Consider the following 15,119-nt stretch of genomic DNA (forward strand, 5'->3'; position numbering starts at 1 on the left):
GAGTGCATCTCCGGCGATGACAGGCTAAGCCTTAATGGAGGATATTTGATCGTCGTGCATGACGCGTAGGCTGAACAGCCGTCGGTCTACGACGTTCAAACCGGGATCCGACTTCAAGATCGGGCCTGGACAGAGGCAGGAAACATGGCTTTAGCCCCCAATTCCGGTTCGCGTGGCGTGCCGCGCACGCTCGCCCTCGAGCTTGCCCGCGTCACGGAGCGCGCCGCCATCGCGGCCGCGCGCCTGCGCGGCAAAGGCGACGAGAAGGCCGCCGACCAGGCGGCGGTCGACGCGATGCGCGCCGAACTCAACGCACTTCCGATCCGCGGGACCGTGGTGATCGGGGAGGGCGAGCGCGATCAGGCGCCGATGCTGTTCATCGGCGAGCAACTCGGGCAGGGCGAAGGGCCCGAGGTGGATATCGCCGTGGACCCCCTGGAGGGCACGACGCTCTGCGCCAAGGACATGCCCGGGGCGATCGCCGTGATGGCGATGGCCGAGCGCGGCTCGCTGCTGGCCGCGCCCGACGTCTACATGCAGAAGATCGCGATCGGCCCCGGCTACAGGCCCGGGCTGGTCGATCTCGACGCCAGCCCCGCCGACAACATCAACGCGCTCGCTCGGGCCAAGGGGGTCGAGCCCCGGCAGATCACCGCGCTGATCCTCGATCGCCCGCGCCATGCGGCCTTGATCGCCGAGGTGCGCGCGGCCGGCGCCGCGGTCCGGCTGATCTCGGATGGCGACATCGCCGGAATCATCTTTACCGCCAGTCCCGAGGAGACCGGCATCGACCTCTATCTCGGGACCGGAGCCGCTCCCGAGGGGGTCTTGGCCGCCGCAGCCATGCGGTGCATCGGTGGCCAGATGCAGGGGCGCCTGATTCTTGATACGCCCGAGCGCCGGCGCCGCGCCGCCGAGATGGGAATCGAGGACCTCGACCGGAAATACGATCTCGTCGATCTCGCCAGCGGCGACGTTATCGTCGCCGCCACCGGCGTCACCGATGGCGCGCTCCTGCGCGGCGTCCGGTTTCGGCCCGATCGGATCCAGACGGAGACGGTTGTCTACCGGTCCGAGGCGGGCACGGTCCGGCGGATCCTCGGTGAGCACCGCCGCACCACGGCCTGACGCGCTCCATTGAGGCAGGTGAGGCGGTCGCACGCCAGCCCATTCGCCCGATGGCGAACGAGGCGCCAGGTCTCGCTGCCACAGACGCTATCGTCTTCACACGCTGGCCCACGCGAGCCGCTCCGCGCGGCCTTTCGTGAGCGGGCTTTTGATCGATAGTTCGCCGCTGGATGAGGGCCGCGTCCGCGCAAATCGGCCGCGACCCGTTTCATTCCAACCCGGACCGCGCGGGCCGGGACCTGCGACGATCGCCGATCAGTTCAGGACGACGACCTTGGTGCCGACGTTGACGCGGCTGAACAGGTCGATCGCATCCTGATTGATCATCCGGATGCAGCCTGACGAGACGCTCTTGCCGATCGAGAACGGCTCGAGGGTCCCGTGAATACGGAACAGCGTGTCCTTGTTGCCCTGCCACAGGTACATCGCCCGCGCGCCGAGGGGGTTGCGCAGGCCGCCCGCCACGCCGAGGCCACTCTGCAGCTTGTCGACCTCACTGGCGAGTTTCGGGCTGCGGGCGATCATCTCCTTGGGCGGATACCAGTCGGGCCACGCCTGCTTCGAGTTGACCGTCGCGGTACCAGACCACGAGAAGCCCTGCTTGCCGACGCCGACACCGTAACGGCGGGCACGGCCGCCGGACTCGACCAGCGTGAGCTGGTGCGCACGCGGGTCGACGATGATGGTGCCAGGCTCGTAGGGGCCGTTGTAGGCAATCTCGTGCCTCAGGAAGGCGGGGTCCATCTTCTTGTAGTTGAAAGCCTGTACCGGATACACGTCGTCAGTGACCGGGCCGTAGGCCTTGGCGTAATCGATCGGCGCGTCATCCGGTGCACGGAGCACGGCCTTCGCCTTGGCGGCCTCGATCGGTGACAGACCTTCGGCCGGCTGTTCCGCCGCCTTTCGGGCCGGCATGGTCGGGTCCGCTTCCGGCGCGAAGGCCGGTGAGGCGGGGGCTGCCGGCGCTTGGCGGACCACCGGTGCACGCCCGGTATAGGGCAGGTAGCGGTCGCCGCGCCGCACGTAGAGCGCGCCGTTCTGATCCTGGTAGAGTTGGCCGTCGTCGCCGAACCCGTCGATGCCGGCATCGCCGACCGGGCCCCGGCCCTGGGCGTAAGCGGTCGATGCGAGTGCGAGGACGGTAAAGCCCGCCAAAAGGAGGCGGCGGATCGGGGCGGACATGCTTCGGATTTCCCTGGATGGCGCGGCGACATCGAATCGTGCTGCGGCGCGCGATCGAGCGGGCCTGCACGAATACAAAGCCAAGCTCGTTCCAAGCCTTAGCAAATATCGCGTGGCACCGCCAAGTTCCGGGTATCCCGCCCGGACGATCTTCGGCAGGGGCGCCTGTGTTTCTCTTCGCCTGTGTTGCGTTCGTGCCTCAATGCGGGGTGCGGCTTGTTCACCCTGTCGGGCGATCCGGCGGGACGGCACGGGCTTCGGGCGGGATCGGCCTTGCGCCGGCCAGCAACAGGGGGTTGACGTTGGCCGCCGGCATCCGGGCCGGGTGAGGGCTGCGTCCGTGCGCGCGAGAATGTTACTGGGCGCGGCCGTCGCAGCCACCGCCTTGGGTTTCTGCCCGCCCGCGCAGGCGCGCCGTGCTGCCACACAGGAGCCGGCGAAGGTCGTGAACCCCGTCGGAGTCTGGACATCGGGAACGCGACCGGCGGGCGATTGCGGCCGCGCCCGGCGCAAATTCTGGCTGCCCCAGGAAGGCTGGATCGTCCGAACGATCGGCTCCTGCCGCTGACCGACCAGCGCCTCAGAATCGTGCGGCCCGCGACTGCCGTGCGCCCGATTCATCGGCAAGCCTGCCTCGCTTGAGGGCATGACACGCACGCGGGATTGGCCCTGTTGCGCGCTCGCGCCGCGAGCGCGCCCGTACCGGCATGCCCGGCCCTGCGGGCAGACTTCCGTGGTGCCCGGGCTGGCACGCTTGCTGCATTGCCGCAGAAGCCGCGCCTGCTGCGGCGGCGGAGCAACGGCGCTCCAAACAGCGGACGGTGTGAGTCCGGATCCCCGGCATGAGCGACCGCGTGACGGTTCGCCCTCTCAAGACGAGCACCAGCTATGGCCAGCTTCAAGACGGTGATGAAGTCGGGGCACCCCCCGACGCTGTTCGCGGCTTTCCTCTACTTTGATTTCTGCTTCGCGATCTGGGTTCTGAACGGTGCGATGGGCCCGTTCATCACCGAGACATACAAGCTTTCGCCGGCCCAGACCGGCTTCATGATATCCTTGCCGATCCTCGCCGGAGCGCTGATGCGCTTCCCGCTCGGCGTGCTCGCCCAGTATATCGGCCGCAAAAACGCGGCGATCACCGAGATGTGCGTGATCATTCTGGCGATGGGCTACGGCTACTTCATCGTCTCCTCCTACAACGACGTGCTCGCCATGGGCGTTCTGCTCGGCATCGCCGGCGCGTCGTTCGGGGTCGCCCTGTCGCTGGGCTCCGGCTGGTTCCCGCCGGAGCACAAGGGCTTGGCCATGGGCATCGCGGGCGCCGGCAATTCGGGCACCGTGCTCGCCGTGTTGTTCGCGCCGCCCCTGGCGCAGGCCTATGGCTGGCAGACCACCTACGCCTTCGCGGGCATCGTGATGCTGCTGCCGCTCGCGGTCATGATCGTGCTGGCCAAGGAGCCGCCGGATTGTGAGCACCAGTCTCTCAAAGAGCATATTTCCTGCCTGTTCACGAAGGACGGGTGGGCGTTCTCGCTGATCTACGTCATCACCTTCGGCGGGTTCGTCGGCCTGTCGAACTTCCTGCCGACCTTCTTCTATGAGCAGTTCTCCGTGACGAAGGTCGAGGCCGGGCGCCTGACCATGCTGGCGGCCTTCATGGGCTCGGGCATCCGGATCGTCGGCGGCTATTTCGCCGATCGCATGGGTGGGATCGCAGTCCTGTCGGTGGTCCTGCTCGCGGCAATCGCGACCTTCCTGTCGTTGATGGCGACACCTTCGCTCGCGGTCACCACGATCCTGTTCATGCTCTGCTTCGCGGCGCTGGGTGCCGGTAACGGCGCGCTGTTCCAGCTCGTGCCCCTGCGCTGGCCGAACAACACCGCGGTGGCCGGCTCGATGATCGGAGAGGTCGGTGCGCTCGGCGGCGCGATCCTGCCGAACGTGATGGGCCTCTCCAAGCAATACAGCGGCTCGTTCTCGATGGGCTTCATCGGCTATGCGGTGTTCACCGCCGCAGTGCTGGGCTGCCTGATGCTGTGGCAGCGCAAGTGGGTCGGCGCCTGGGTCGGCCCACGCGGCAAGGCGCTCAACACGATCGACGAGACCGCGCCCGGACAGCTCCGGCCCGCCGCGGTCTGAGGGTTGCGACCGCCGGCTGGGCGGCCCGTCGGTCGGATTTGTAAAACGGGAGCCGTGGGGCTCCCGTTTTGCTTTGCCGGCGGCCGAGCGAAATACCGTCCGACCCATCCACGCACGGTTGCCTTCTTCTGCCCAAGGCGTTTGAATAACGTATTATGAAAGTGCGCCCGTCCTGCGGACGAGGCGACCGATGATCGCGGAAAGCGGCGACTGCGAGCGGAGGAACGGTCGATGCTGAAGCGCGTCAGCGCCACCAACGGCGTGCTCGGCCTGCTCTGTGTGATGTATTTCATCACCTACCTCGACCGGGTGAACATCGCCACGGCCGGCGCCGAGATCATGCGCGACTTCGGCCTGACGAAGACCGATTTCGGTCTTATCCTGTCGGCCTTCGCCTATCCCTACGCAGTCTTCCAGGTGATGGGGGGCTCGATCGGCGACAAGTTCGGGGCCCGGCGTACGCTTCTGGTCTGTGGCCTGATCTGGGCGACGGCGACCATCGTCACGGGAATGGTCGGCGGCCTCGTCAGCCTGTTTCTGGCGCGCGTCCTGCTCGGCTTCGGCGAGGGGGCGACATTCCCCACCGCGACCCGGGCGATGCAGAACTGGACGGCGCCCGGCAAGCGCGGCTTCGCCCAGGGCATCACCCATGCCTTCAGCCGCCTCGGTAACGCGGTGGCCCCCCCGATCGTGGCCTTCCTCATCTACCATTTCGGCTGGCGCACCAGCTTCGTGAGCCTGGGTGCGGCGAGCTTCGTCTGGGTCGTGATCTGGTATCTGTATTTTCGCGATGATCCCGCCGATCACCCGGCGATCACCCGCCAGGAACTCGACATGCTGCCGCCGCCGCGCACGGTCGGCGCGGCGCAATCCGTGCCGTGGGGTTCGCTGACCCGGCGCATGCTGCCTGTGACGATCACCTATTTCTGCTATGGCTGGACCCTGTGGCTGTTCCTCGGGTGGCTGCCCAGCTTCTTCAAGGAGAACTACGGCCTCGACCTCAAGAACTCGGCGCTGTTCGCCTCAGGGGTCTTTTTCGCCGGCGTCGTCGGCGACACGATCGGTGGCATGATGAGCGACGCCATCCTGAGCCATACCGGTGACGTGAAGCGCGCCCGGCTTTCGGTGATCGTGGTGGGTTTTCTCGGTGCTGCCGCGAGCCTCGCCGGCGTGTTCCTCACCCGCAACCTCACCCTGGTGGCCCTGCTTCTGTCCTCCGGATTCTTCTTCGCGGAGTTGGTGATCGGGCCGATCTGGTCCGTGCCGATGGACATCGCGCCCAAATACGCCGGCACTGCGAGCGGGCTCATGAATACCGGCTCTGCCGTGGCGGCGATCGTGTCGCCGATCGTCTTCGGCCTCATCGTCGACAGGACGGGAAGCTGGACCCTGCCGTTCATCGGCTCGATCGGCTTGTGCCTGTTGGGAGCCGGCCTCGCCTTCACGATGCATCCCGAGCGGGAATTCGTGGACCTTTCGCCGGGGCCGACGGTCCCGGTGGCGACCTTGCCAGCCGGGGAGTAAAGCCGCGATGGTGGGACAAGCCGGACGGTCCGGTCCGCTCGCCGGCATGCGGGTGATCGAACTCGCCCATATCATGGCGGGCCCCGTCTGCGGGCTGATGCTCGCCGACATGGGCGCCGAGGTGATCAAGGTCGAGAAGATGGACGGCGACGACACCCGCCGCACCGTCCCGCCCGCCCTGGAGGGCGAGAGCGCCGCCTACATGATGATGAACCGTGGCAAGCGCGGGATCAGCCTCGACCTGAAGGATCCGGACGGTGTGGCGGTGCTGCGCCGCCTGCTCCGGGGCGCCGACGCGCTGATCGAGAATTACCGCGGCGGCACGATGGAACGCCTCGGCATCGGCTACGAGACCCTGCGGCAGGAGTTTCCCGCGCTCGTCTACTGCTCCCTCTCGGGGTTCGGCCGCACCGGGCCCTATGCCGACCGGGCCGGGTTCGACCTCGTCGCCCAGGGCATGAGCGGGCTCATGTCGGTGACCGGGGAAGGGCCGGGCCGGCCGCCGATGAAGTGCGGCCCGCCGGTGACCGATATTACCGCTGGAATCCTGGCCGCCATGGGCGTGCTGGCGGCCTATTCCCATCGGCTCCGGACCGGGAAGGGGCAGGCGGTCGACACCTCGCTGTTCGAGGCCGGGATCACCCACACCTACTGGCAATCGGCCATCGCCATGGCCACCGGGATCGCCCCGGGCCCGATGGGCTCGGCCCACCCGCTGAACGCCCCCTACGAGGCCTTCGAGACCCAGGACGGCTGGATCACCATCGGAGCGGCCAACCAGACCAATTGGCTGCGCCTCCTGAAGGCGATCGGCGCCGAGGTCCTCGCGGAGGATCCGCGCTTCGCGCTCAATCGGGACCGGATGGCCAACCGGCAGGCGCTTGCCGCGACGCTGGCCCCGATCTTCCGCGCGCACACCTCTGCGGCCTGGCTCGCCCGGCTAGAAGCCGGCGGCGTGCCGGCCGGCCCGGTGCTCGACGTGAACGCGATGCACCGGGATCCGCAGGCGCTCGCCCGCGAAATGGTGGTGGAGGTCGATCACCCGCGCGTCGGGCGGATGAAGACCCTCGGCCTGCCGGTGAAGTTCTCGGACACGCCCGGGCGCGTGCACGGACCGGCCCCGTTGCTCGGCGAGCATTCCCGGGCGATCCTGGCGGAAGCCGGCTACACCGCCGCGGAGATCGACGGCCTGGTCGCCAGGGGCGTGGTGCGCGAGACCGTGGCCTGAACCCGCCACCCGGAGATGCTTCAGATGAGTGCCACGCCCGCCACCGACGAGCTGCTGTTCACCACGGACGAGGCCGGCATTGCCCGGATCGTCCTCAACCGGCCGCAGGCCCGCAACGCGCTGACCTTCGCGATGTATCAGGGCCTGATCACCTGCTGCGAGGCGATCTCCGCGAACCCGGCCGCCAAGGCGCTGATCATCACCGGCGCGGGCGACAAGGCCTTCGCGGCCGGCACCGATATCGCCCAGTTCCGCAGTTTCACGACCGCCGAGGATGCGCTGGGCTACGAACGCTTCATGGACCGGGTGCTCGGCGCCCTTGAGCGGCTGCGGGTGCCGACCATCGCGGCGATCGCCGGGGCCTGCACGGGCGGGGGCGCCGCCATCGCGGCGGCCTGCGACCTGCGCATCGCCACCCGGGACGCCCGCTTCGGCTTCCCGATTGCCCGGACACTGGGCAATTGTCTGAGCCAGAGCAATCTCAAGCGGCTTTCCGGACTGATCGGTCCGGCCCGGGTCAAGGACATCATCTTCACCGCTCGACTCGTCGGCGCCGAGGAGGCCATGTCCATCGGGCTCGTCGGCGAGGTGGTTGAGGATCGCACGGGGCTGACCGAGCGGGTCGAGGCGCTGGCGCGGCTGGTCGCCGGTCACGCGCCCCTGACCATGCAGGCCACCAAGGAGGGTTTGCGGCGCCTCGCCGAGGAGGAGGCTCCTGCCGAAGGTGTCCCGCATCCCGGCGATGACCTGATCCTCATGTGCTACATGAGCCAGGATTTTCGGGAGGGGATGGAGGCGTTTCTGGGCAAGCGCATCCCGGAATGGTCCGGGCGCTGAGCTCGGAAAGCCCGGACGCCCGCCCGGCCGGCATGGTCGCGATACCGCTGGGCGCTTGGTCTGCCGCGGGACTATCTTTCGCGGCTGCTTGAGCGCAGGATGTTTTCACCACCGGAACGGCAGCAACAGGCTCCGGTGGCTGAGGACTGCGTGTCCCCGCCTGTGACCGGCGGCAGCGCACATGGCGACCCTGTTTCACTTTCCCAAGGCTCCGCGCACGGCGCCGACGACCTATCAGGCCTATCGGTTCTCACCCAACGGCGGCGTTCGGTCCACCGTCCCGGTGGACGCCCCGGACGACGACGAGGCCGAGCGCCACGCCATGACCCTCCTCGACGGACACCGCATCGAACTTTGGTCGCGCGGGCGCTTCATCGCGCATGTCAAACCGTAGACCGGTGATCGCCCGACCGGTCGCATCAGTCGCCAGCCCACCGAAGCCAAACCGAAGGGACGACGCCATGAGCATCGAGAAGCAGCGCGGCAACCGCGAGACGAAGAAGCCGAAGAAGCCCGTGCCAAAGACGAACGCGTCGGCACCCTCGCAGAAAAATACCGTCGCCTCGGCGATGAAGAAGTCCGAGCGCGGTTGAGAGCACCCCGACACCCGCGATCGCCGAGACTGCTCCCTTTGCCCGGGACGGCGTAGCGCGTGTTTCGTGAAAGCCAAGCTCGGTCAGAACGAGCTGGACCATGCGCGGCCGTTTTCAAGCCGCCCGGGGTTTGAAGGCATGTTCGAGGACCGGGCCCACATGATCCTGGCCTAAGAAACTCCTGGCGCCCGGACGGCAGCCCAGGATAGGCGATCATCGTCTCCACCCGGATGAAGGCGGCCGGGTGCCGGTGCCTGAGAAGCACGTCCCGGCCCGATTTCGCTCGAGGTCATCGCTGCGCCCGACCGGCACTCAGTCCGGCGCCCGACAGACATCGACCCAAGATGCCCCCACCAGTTCGGCCATGCGATCGGGCGCGATGCGCACCGCGCTGCGGGTGTCGCCGGCGGCCGGGACGACTTCGTCGAAAGCCCTGAGCGAGAGGTCACAATAGATCGGCAGCGGGGCGATCAATCCGAACGGGCAGACCCCGCCGACCGGGTGCCCGGTGATCGCCTCGACCTCGCCGAGGTCGAGCATCCGGACTTTGCCGCCGAAGACAGCCTTGGCCTTCCTGTTGTCGAGGCGCGCGTCGCCGCGGGTCACCACAAGGGCGACCTGCTCGCCGACTCGGATCGAGAGCGTCTTGGCGATCTGCGCCGGGGCGACGCCGTGGCCCGCTGCGGCCTCCGACACGGTCGCCGTACTGATCTCAAGCTTGATGACCGCGATGTCTGGAGCCTTCTCGGTGAAGAATGCGCGGACGGATTCAAGACTCATGGAATGTCCTTGGAATAACGGTAGCCGAGGCAGCGATGATCGTTAGATGGGAGAAGCATCGAGGCCGATCTCACGCAGCCTTATGACGCGGACAAGCGCGTCTCTGCGGCGATGCTGCCGACGCGTATCGCCGGATACCATGCTCGGACCGGGACGACATGCGCCAAGACCGATCTGGGCGGGACGCACCTTCGAGGGATCGGCTGGTCTGTGGGATCTTCCGGCGCGGTGTCTCACGCCTTCATGGGGCGCGCCTGCAGGATCGCGGCCCGGACGAAGGGGCGCTTCAGGGAGGGGCCGATATTGGAGCGCCCGACGAATTCCTGGGCTCCGGGGTGGCTGCGCACCGCCTTGACGAGATTCAGTCGGTGCCCGCTTCGGAACACGAAGGGCTCTGCCACCGCCCCATTCAGGAACGCCTCGACGCCGGCATCGATCTCGTCCCCGGCGATGACATTCGCCGCGTGCAGCATCTGGATCGTTTGAAAGTCGTTCATCGCAGAGAGATAGGGCGTCCGCCGCCTCCGTACCGTGAGATCCGCGACAGAATCGGAGGCTTCGTCGAGGCCCGGAGTCAGATCAGCTCAGCGAAATCCCGGTCCGACCAGGAGAGCGACGGAGCTGCGTGCGTGCTCACGTCAACTGGCGGGTGCCGGGTCGGCTTCCGTGCGCGTGCGCCCACGGCCGACCGCTTCTGGCGTTCCGGCTTCGGCGGGCCGCCCACCGCGTCGTACTCGAAGAGGAGCCTGTCCCCGGCGAGGTCGCAGATCCAGCCATCCGTCACCCGGCCGATCGCCTGACCGGTGAAGGCGAAGACGACGTCGTCGTGAATGAAGGCGGCCGGCCGACCGTTCCAGAGATACACGTCCGTGCCGGAATCGCAGAACGCGGTCGGGCGGCCGCTTTTGTCGAAATACTCGATCATGTCGGCCCGCCTGTCTGCTCGCCATCCGCGAAAGCGTCCGGCCCAAGACCTATAAATAGCGCGCTGCCCTCCGGAAGCGAGGGCAGGTCGCCGGATCGAGCGTGCCCTACCGCGTCGTCGCCAGCAGCAGGTCGGGGAGCCACAGGGCGATGCCGGGCACGAGGCACAGGATCAGGATCGCGAACGCCATCAGTATCACGAAGGGCAGGGTGCCCCAGATGATGTCCGAGAGCGGAATGTCGGGAGCGATGTTCTTGATGACGAAGATGTTGAGTCCGACCGGCGGGTGGATCAGGCCCATCTCCATGGTGATGGTCATCACTACCCCGAACCACACCAGATCGAAGCCCGCGGCCTTGAGCGGTGGCAGGATGATCGGCGCGGTCATCAGGATGATCGAGACCGGCGGCAGGAAGAAGCCCAGCACGATCACCAGGCCCAGGATCGTGACCAGGAGCACCCAGGGCGAGAGCTGCATCGCGACGATCGCGGCGGCGGCCGATTGCGAGATATGCAGGTAGCTCATCACGTAGGCGTAGAGCAGCGACATGCCGATGATCAGCATCAGCATGGTCGATTCCCGCAGCGTCGCGGTCAGAATCGGGCTCACGTCCCGGAAGCGCCAGACGCCGTAGATCGCGGCGATGAGCGCCAGCGCCAGCAACCCGCCGAGTCCTGCGGTTTCAGAGGGCGTCGCGTAGCCACCGTAGAGCGCCACCATCACGCCGGTGAGCAGGACCACGAAGGGCAGCACCCGCGGCAGCGTCGAGAAGCGCTGGGCCATGCTGTATTGCTCGTCGGCCAGGATCGGCGAGGCCGGGCCGCCGCGCTCGAGCGCCGCCTTGGCGGTCGCGTATTCCGACCGGAAGCGGATGATCGACCACGTCGCGAACAGCCCCACGAGGAGCAGGCCGGGCCCGATGCCGGCCAGGAACAGGCGCCCTAGCGACTGCTCCGCCGCGACCGCGTAGAGGATCATGGTGATTGAGGGCGGCAGCAGGATCCCGAGGGTGCCGCCGGCCGCGATGATCCCGGCGGCGAATCCCGGGGAGTAGCCACGCTTGCGCATCTCCGGGATGCCGGCGGAGCCGATTGCCGAGCAGGTGGCCGGGCTCGATCCCGCCATGGCGGCGAACAGCGCGCAGGCGAAGACGTTGGCGATACCGAGGCCGCCGGGAATGCGGTGCATCCAGGCGTGCATGGCCGAGTAGAGGTCCTGGCCCGCCCGCGAGCGTCCGATCGCGGCGCCCTTCAGGATGAAGAGCGGGATCGACAGCAGGGTGATCGAGGCCATCTCCTCGTAAACGTTCTGCGCCACCGTATCGAGGGAGGCGCCCGGCATGAACGCGACCATGAAGGTCAGGGCGACGAAGCCAAGCGCGAACGCGATGGGGATCCCTGCCAGCATCGCGCTGAGGGTGGCTCCCGCGTAGAGGAAGCCGATCGCCGCCGTGCTCATCGCTTCACTCTCGCGCCGATCGTCTGTCCCATCGGGTCAGGTCCTTCGGGCGTGATCCCGGGTTCGCCGTGCATATCGCGGTTCACGTCGGCGGCGATGCCGATCTTGGGCTTGGCCCAGCCGGCCGCGCGCGGACCGTAGGCGAGCGCCTCGGCGATCTGCAGGGCAAACTGGAGGCAGAGCAGGCTCATGCCCGCGGCCATAAGCGTGTAGGGGATCCAGAGCGGCGGCCCCCAGGTCGATTGCGAGGTCTGGCCGTCGGTCCAGGCTTCGAGGTCGAGGGACCAGCTTTTCCAGGCGAAGAACAGACAGAAGGCGAGGCTGATCAGGTCGGCGAGCAGCAACCGGACGCGGTTCGCGGACGGCGGCAGCAGGCCGGTGATCGCCTCGATCGCCACGTGGCCGCGCTTGGCCTGGACGCCGGCAGCTGAGAAGAAGGTCGCTCCGACGATCAAAAACACCGCCATCTCATCCTGCCACTCGGTCGGCTCCTTCAACAGGTAGCGGACGACGACGCTGTGGCTCAGCACCAGGCAGGCGCCGACGAGACAAAGGCCGCCGAGGCCGAGGATCACCCGGTTAACGCCGCGCATGGCCCGGTCGAACACGCCGAGGAGGCCAGGCAGCCGGGGCTCCTCGGCACCCTTCGCGTCCGGGATCGCGGTAGCCGCGTCGAAACCGTGGCTCACGCGACCTGCTCCGCGAGCTTCAGCAGCTCCGCGCAACTCGCGTTCCGGCCGGCATAGTCCTTCCAGGCGGTGTCCCGGGCCAGCTCGCGCCATTGTCCGAGCGCCTGCTCGTCGAGCTGCGAGACCTTGGCCCCGGCCTTGGCGAAAATCTCCTCGACCCGGGTGTCGTCCGCCTTGGCGCCCGCCTGCCCGAAGGCTTCCAATTCCGACCCCACAGCCATGATCAGGTCCTGCTGGTCCTTCGGCATCCCGGAGAAGACGATCTTGGACATCATGATCGGCTCGAGCATGAACCAGTACGAGCGCTCCCGGCCCGAAGTCAGGGCCTTGGACAATTCCTCCAGCCGGAAGGAGATCAGGCTGGTGGACGAGGTGATCACCGCGTCGCAGGCGCCGGTCTGCATCGCCGCGTAGGATTCGTTCGAGGGGATCGACAGCGTTGCGGCGCCGGCCTGCTTCATCATCATGTCCATTTCACGCGAGCCGCCGCGGACCTTCATGCCCTTCGCGTCAGCCGGTGAGACCAGGGGGCGCTCGCGGCTGGCGACCCCGCCTGCCTGCCAGACCCACGAGACCAGGATGATTCCCTTGGCGTCGAGGATCTCGGTGAGCTTGCGGCCCACCGGCGCCGACTTCCACGCCACCGCCTGCGCGTAGGAGGTCACGAGCGCCGGCATCAGGCCGATATTCAGCTCCGGCACCTCGCCGCCCGCGTAGGGGCTCGGATACAGCGACATGTCGAGGGCGCCCTTGCGCATGGCGCCGAACTGCGCGTTCGTCTTCATCAGCGAGGAGCCGGGATAGACCTGCACGTCGATGGCGCCGTTGGAGCGCTCGCCGATCGCCTTGGCGAACTTCCGGCACATGCGGTCCCGGAAGTCGCCTTCCTCGATCGTGCCGCCGGGAAACTGGTGGGACAGCTTCAGCGTCGTAGCGGCCCGAGCTGCGCCGAGCCCGAATCTGAGGACCGCCGGAGCCGCGAGAGCAGCCGCGACCAGCGCGCGACGTGTCGGTGTCATGGCGTTCTCCCGCGCCGCACAATTGGCGACTCTATTGTGTGCGCTGCAATATTGGTGGCGCAGCGTATGTATGCACGAAAGACTCTCTTGTATATTTTGTCAATGGTCGAGCATAAGGGATGGGCGTAACGCCAGCCATCCAGGAAGCGGGACGACGCATCGCCCGCCTGTCGGGGGAGGGACCGGAGGGATGAGCCACGCCCAACGCCTGCGGCAGCAGATCGAGGACGAGATCGTCTCCGGCGAACTCGCGCTCGGCTCTCGCCTCGACGAGAACCAGCTGGCCGCGCGCTTCGGGGTCTCACGCACGCCGATCCGGGAGGCGCTGCTACAGCTGGCGGTCACAGGCCTTGTGCACACCAAGCCGCGGCGCGGCGCCATCGTGAGCGCGCCGGAGCCGCATTTGCTGCTCGCGATGTTCGAGACCATGGCGGAGATCGAGGCGGCCTGCGGCCGGCTCGCGGCGCGGCGTCTGGTCCAAGACGACGAGGCTGCCCTCCAGACGGCCCTGACCGGCTGCCGAGCGGCCGTCGCGGTGGAGGATGCCGAGGGCTACTACGCCGAGAACTACGTGTTCCACACGGTCGTTTACCGCGCGAGCCGGAACGCCTTCCTGGCGGACCAAGCCCTGTCGCTGCACCGCCGGCTGGCGCCCTACCGCCGCTTGCAATTGCGGGCCCGTCAGCGACTGCCGCAATCGCTGGCCGAGCACGAGGCGATCGTCGCGGCCATCGTCGCCGGCGACGAGGTCGGCGCCGCAGAGGCCTTGCGCGGCCACGTCATCGTCCAGGGCGACCGCTTCACCGACCTCGTTGCCGGTCTGCGGGCGCAAAGCGCCGCCTGAGCGGGCCTTGGCCGCGCGATCGCGACGAAGGAATGCGTTTGGTCCGCGCCCTGGTGCGCGAGAATGTGCCTTCACACGCCCTCGGCGTCTCCGTAATTGGCGGCGATCACCGGCTTCTTCCCGCGGATGTGCTCACGCATCAGCGTCGCGAGGGCGGCGCCGTCCCGGGCGCGCAGGAGTTCGATCATCTGCTCATGCTCGGAGACGGCCCGCGCCCACTGGTCCGGGGTCTGGTGGGCCGAGTAGCGCGATCTCTGAATTCGACCGGACAGGCTCTCGTAGATGTTCGACAGGATCGTGTTGCGGCTCGCCGCCATGATGCCTTCGTGGATCCGGCGGTTGTGGCTGAAGTACCCGGCCTCGTCGCCGCCCTTCCAGGCCACCACCATGGCCCGGTGATCGGTCTCGATCGCGTCGATGTCGCCGTCGGTGATCGTCCGGCAGGCGAGATCCCCGGCGGTGGCCTCGAGCCCGGCGATCACCTCCATCATCTCCTCGAGTTCGGTCTCGGAGATGCTGGCGACGCGGGCGCCGCGGTTCGGCAGCAGTTCCAGCAGGCCCTCGGTCGCCAGGATCTTGATCGCCTCGCGCAGGGGCGTGCGCGAGATCCCGAAGCGCTCCGTCAGCTCGCCCTCGTTGATCCGCGCCTTCGGCTCCATCTCGCCGGAACGGATCAGCTCGCGCATCCGGTCCGCCACCTCGTCATGGAGATAGCGACGGCTGATGCCGATACCGGGCTCGATCTTGTTCATGGGCCCACAAAGCACGCCAG

At 67.6% G+C, this 15,119-nt stretch carries 16 protein-coding genes; 8 read left to right on the plus strand and 8 right to left on the minus strand.

From position 1 onward, the window contains the following. Window positions 1-144: 144 nt before the first annotated feature. Entirely contained in the window at window positions 145-1,128 is a 984-nt protein-coding gene (gene glpX, locus Q8W67_RS14505) for a class II fructose-bisphosphatase (protein WP_305546636.1), read from the plus strand. Window positions 1,129-1,383: 255 nt separating this feature from the next. On the opposite strand, the gene Q8W67_RS14510 is transcribed toward glpX, so the two are convergent. Continuing rightward, entirely contained in the window at window positions 1,384-2,310 is a 927-nt protein-coding gene (locus Q8W67_RS14510; protein ID WP_305546638.1) for a L,D-transpeptidase, read from the minus strand. A gap of 888 nt (window positions 2,311-3,198) precedes the next feature. Here Q8W67_RS14510 and Q8W67_RS14515 point away from each other — a divergent pair. From Q8W67_RS14515 to Q8W67_RS14540, 6 genes are all read left to right on the plus strand, one after another. Further along, window positions 3,199-4,449, plus strand: coding sequence for a nitrate/nitrite transporter (locus Q8W67_RS14515; RefSeq protein WP_305546640.1), 1,251 nt, complete (start codon window positions 3,199-3,201; stop codon window positions 4,447-4,449). Window positions 4,450-4,680: 231 nt separating this feature from the next. After that, complete coding sequence (locus tag Q8W67_RS14520) at window positions 4,681-5,973, plus strand: MFS transporter (RefSeq protein WP_305546642.1); 1,293 nt, start codon at window positions 4,681-4,683, stop codon at window positions 5,971-5,973. Window positions 5,974-5,980: 7 nt separating this feature from the next. Then, complete coding sequence (locus Q8W67_RS14525; protein ID WP_305546644.1) at window positions 5,981-7,201, plus strand: CaiB/BaiF CoA-transferase family protein; 1,221 nt, start codon at window positions 5,981-5,983, stop codon at window positions 7,199-7,201. Window positions 7,202-7,225: 24 nt separating this feature from the next. Beyond that, window positions 7,226-8,038, plus strand: coding sequence for an enoyl-CoA hydratase/isomerase family protein (locus Q8W67_RS14530; RefSeq protein WP_305546646.1), 813 nt, complete (start codon window positions 7,226-7,228; stop codon window positions 8,036-8,038). A 181-nt stretch (window positions 8,039-8,219) separates the two neighbouring features. Beyond that, window positions 8,220-8,432 carry a hypothetical protein gene (locus Q8W67_RS14535; protein WP_305546648.1) on the plus strand — a complete coding sequence of 71 codons (213 nt, stop codon included), beginning with the start codon at window positions 8,220-8,222 and terminating at the stop codon, window positions 8,430-8,432. Between the two features lie 67 nt (window positions 8,433-8,499). Then, window positions 8,500-8,631 (plus strand): hypothetical protein, encoded by a 132-nt coding sequence (locus Q8W67_RS14540; RefSeq protein WP_305546650.1) that lies wholly within the window; start codon window positions 8,500-8,502, stop codon window positions 8,629-8,631. A 312-nt stretch (window positions 8,632-8,943) separates the two neighbouring features. On the opposite strand, the gene Q8W67_RS14545 is transcribed toward Q8W67_RS14540, so the two are convergent. The 6 genes from Q8W67_RS14545 to dctP form a co-directional block, all read right to left on the minus strand. After that, complete coding sequence (locus Q8W67_RS14545; RefSeq protein ID WP_305546652.1) at window positions 8,944-9,411, minus strand: YbaK/EbsC family protein; 468 nt, start codon at window positions 9,409-9,411, stop codon at window positions 8,944-8,946. Between the two features lie 233 nt (window positions 9,412-9,644). After that, entirely contained in the window at window positions 9,645-9,908 is a 264-nt protein-coding gene (locus Q8W67_RS14550; RefSeq protein ID WP_305546654.1) for a hypothetical protein, read from the minus strand. A 77-nt stretch (window positions 9,909-9,985) separates the two neighbouring features. Continuing rightward, window positions 9,986-10,336, minus strand: coding sequence for a 4-fold beta flower protein (locus Q8W67_RS14555; RefSeq protein WP_305546656.1), 351 nt, complete (start codon window positions 10,334-10,336; stop codon window positions 9,986-9,988). Between the two features lie 106 nt (window positions 10,337-10,442). Beyond that, a complete protein-coding gene (locus Q8W67_RS14560; protein WP_305546659.1) occupies window positions 10,443-11,795 on the minus strand; it encodes a TRAP transporter large permease in 1,353 nt (450 codons plus the stop codon). Continuing rightward, window positions 11,792-12,484 carry a TRAP transporter small permease gene (locus Q8W67_RS14565; protein ID WP_305546661.1) on the minus strand — a complete coding sequence of 231 codons (693 nt, stop codon included), beginning with the start codon at window positions 12,482-12,484 and terminating at the stop codon, window positions 11,792-11,794. Before Q8W67_RS14565 ends, Q8W67_RS14560 begins: the two co-directional genes overlap by 4 nt. After that, window positions 12,481-13,503 carry a TRAP transporter substrate-binding protein DctP gene (gene dctP, locus Q8W67_RS14570; RefSeq protein ID WP_305546663.1) on the minus strand — a complete coding sequence of 341 codons (1,023 nt, stop codon included), beginning with the start codon at window positions 13,501-13,503 and terminating at the stop codon, window positions 12,481-12,483. The genes Q8W67_RS14565 and dctP overlap by 4 nt, the downstream gene beginning before the upstream one ends. Window positions 13,504-13,693: 190 nt before the next feature. Here dctP and Q8W67_RS14575 point away from each other — a divergent pair, with 190 nt between their 5' ends. After that, complete coding sequence (locus Q8W67_RS14575; RefSeq protein ID WP_305546665.1) at window positions 13,694-14,347, plus strand: GntR family transcriptional regulator; 654 nt, start codon at window positions 13,694-13,696, stop codon at window positions 14,345-14,347. Window positions 14,348-14,418: 71 nt separating this feature from the next. Here the strand turns inward: Q8W67_RS14575 and Q8W67_RS14580 are convergent, their stop codons facing one another. After that, complete coding sequence (locus Q8W67_RS14580; protein ID WP_305546667.1) at window positions 14,419-15,099, minus strand: GntR family transcriptional regulator; 681 nt, start codon at window positions 15,097-15,099, stop codon at window positions 14,419-14,421. Window positions 15,100-15,119: the final 20 nt, after the last annotated feature.

Source organism: Methylobacterium sp. NEAU K (assembly GCF_030700285.1).
Classification (GTDB): Bacteria; Pseudomonadota; Alphaproteobacteria; order Rhizobiales; family Beijerinckiaceae; genus Methylobacterium.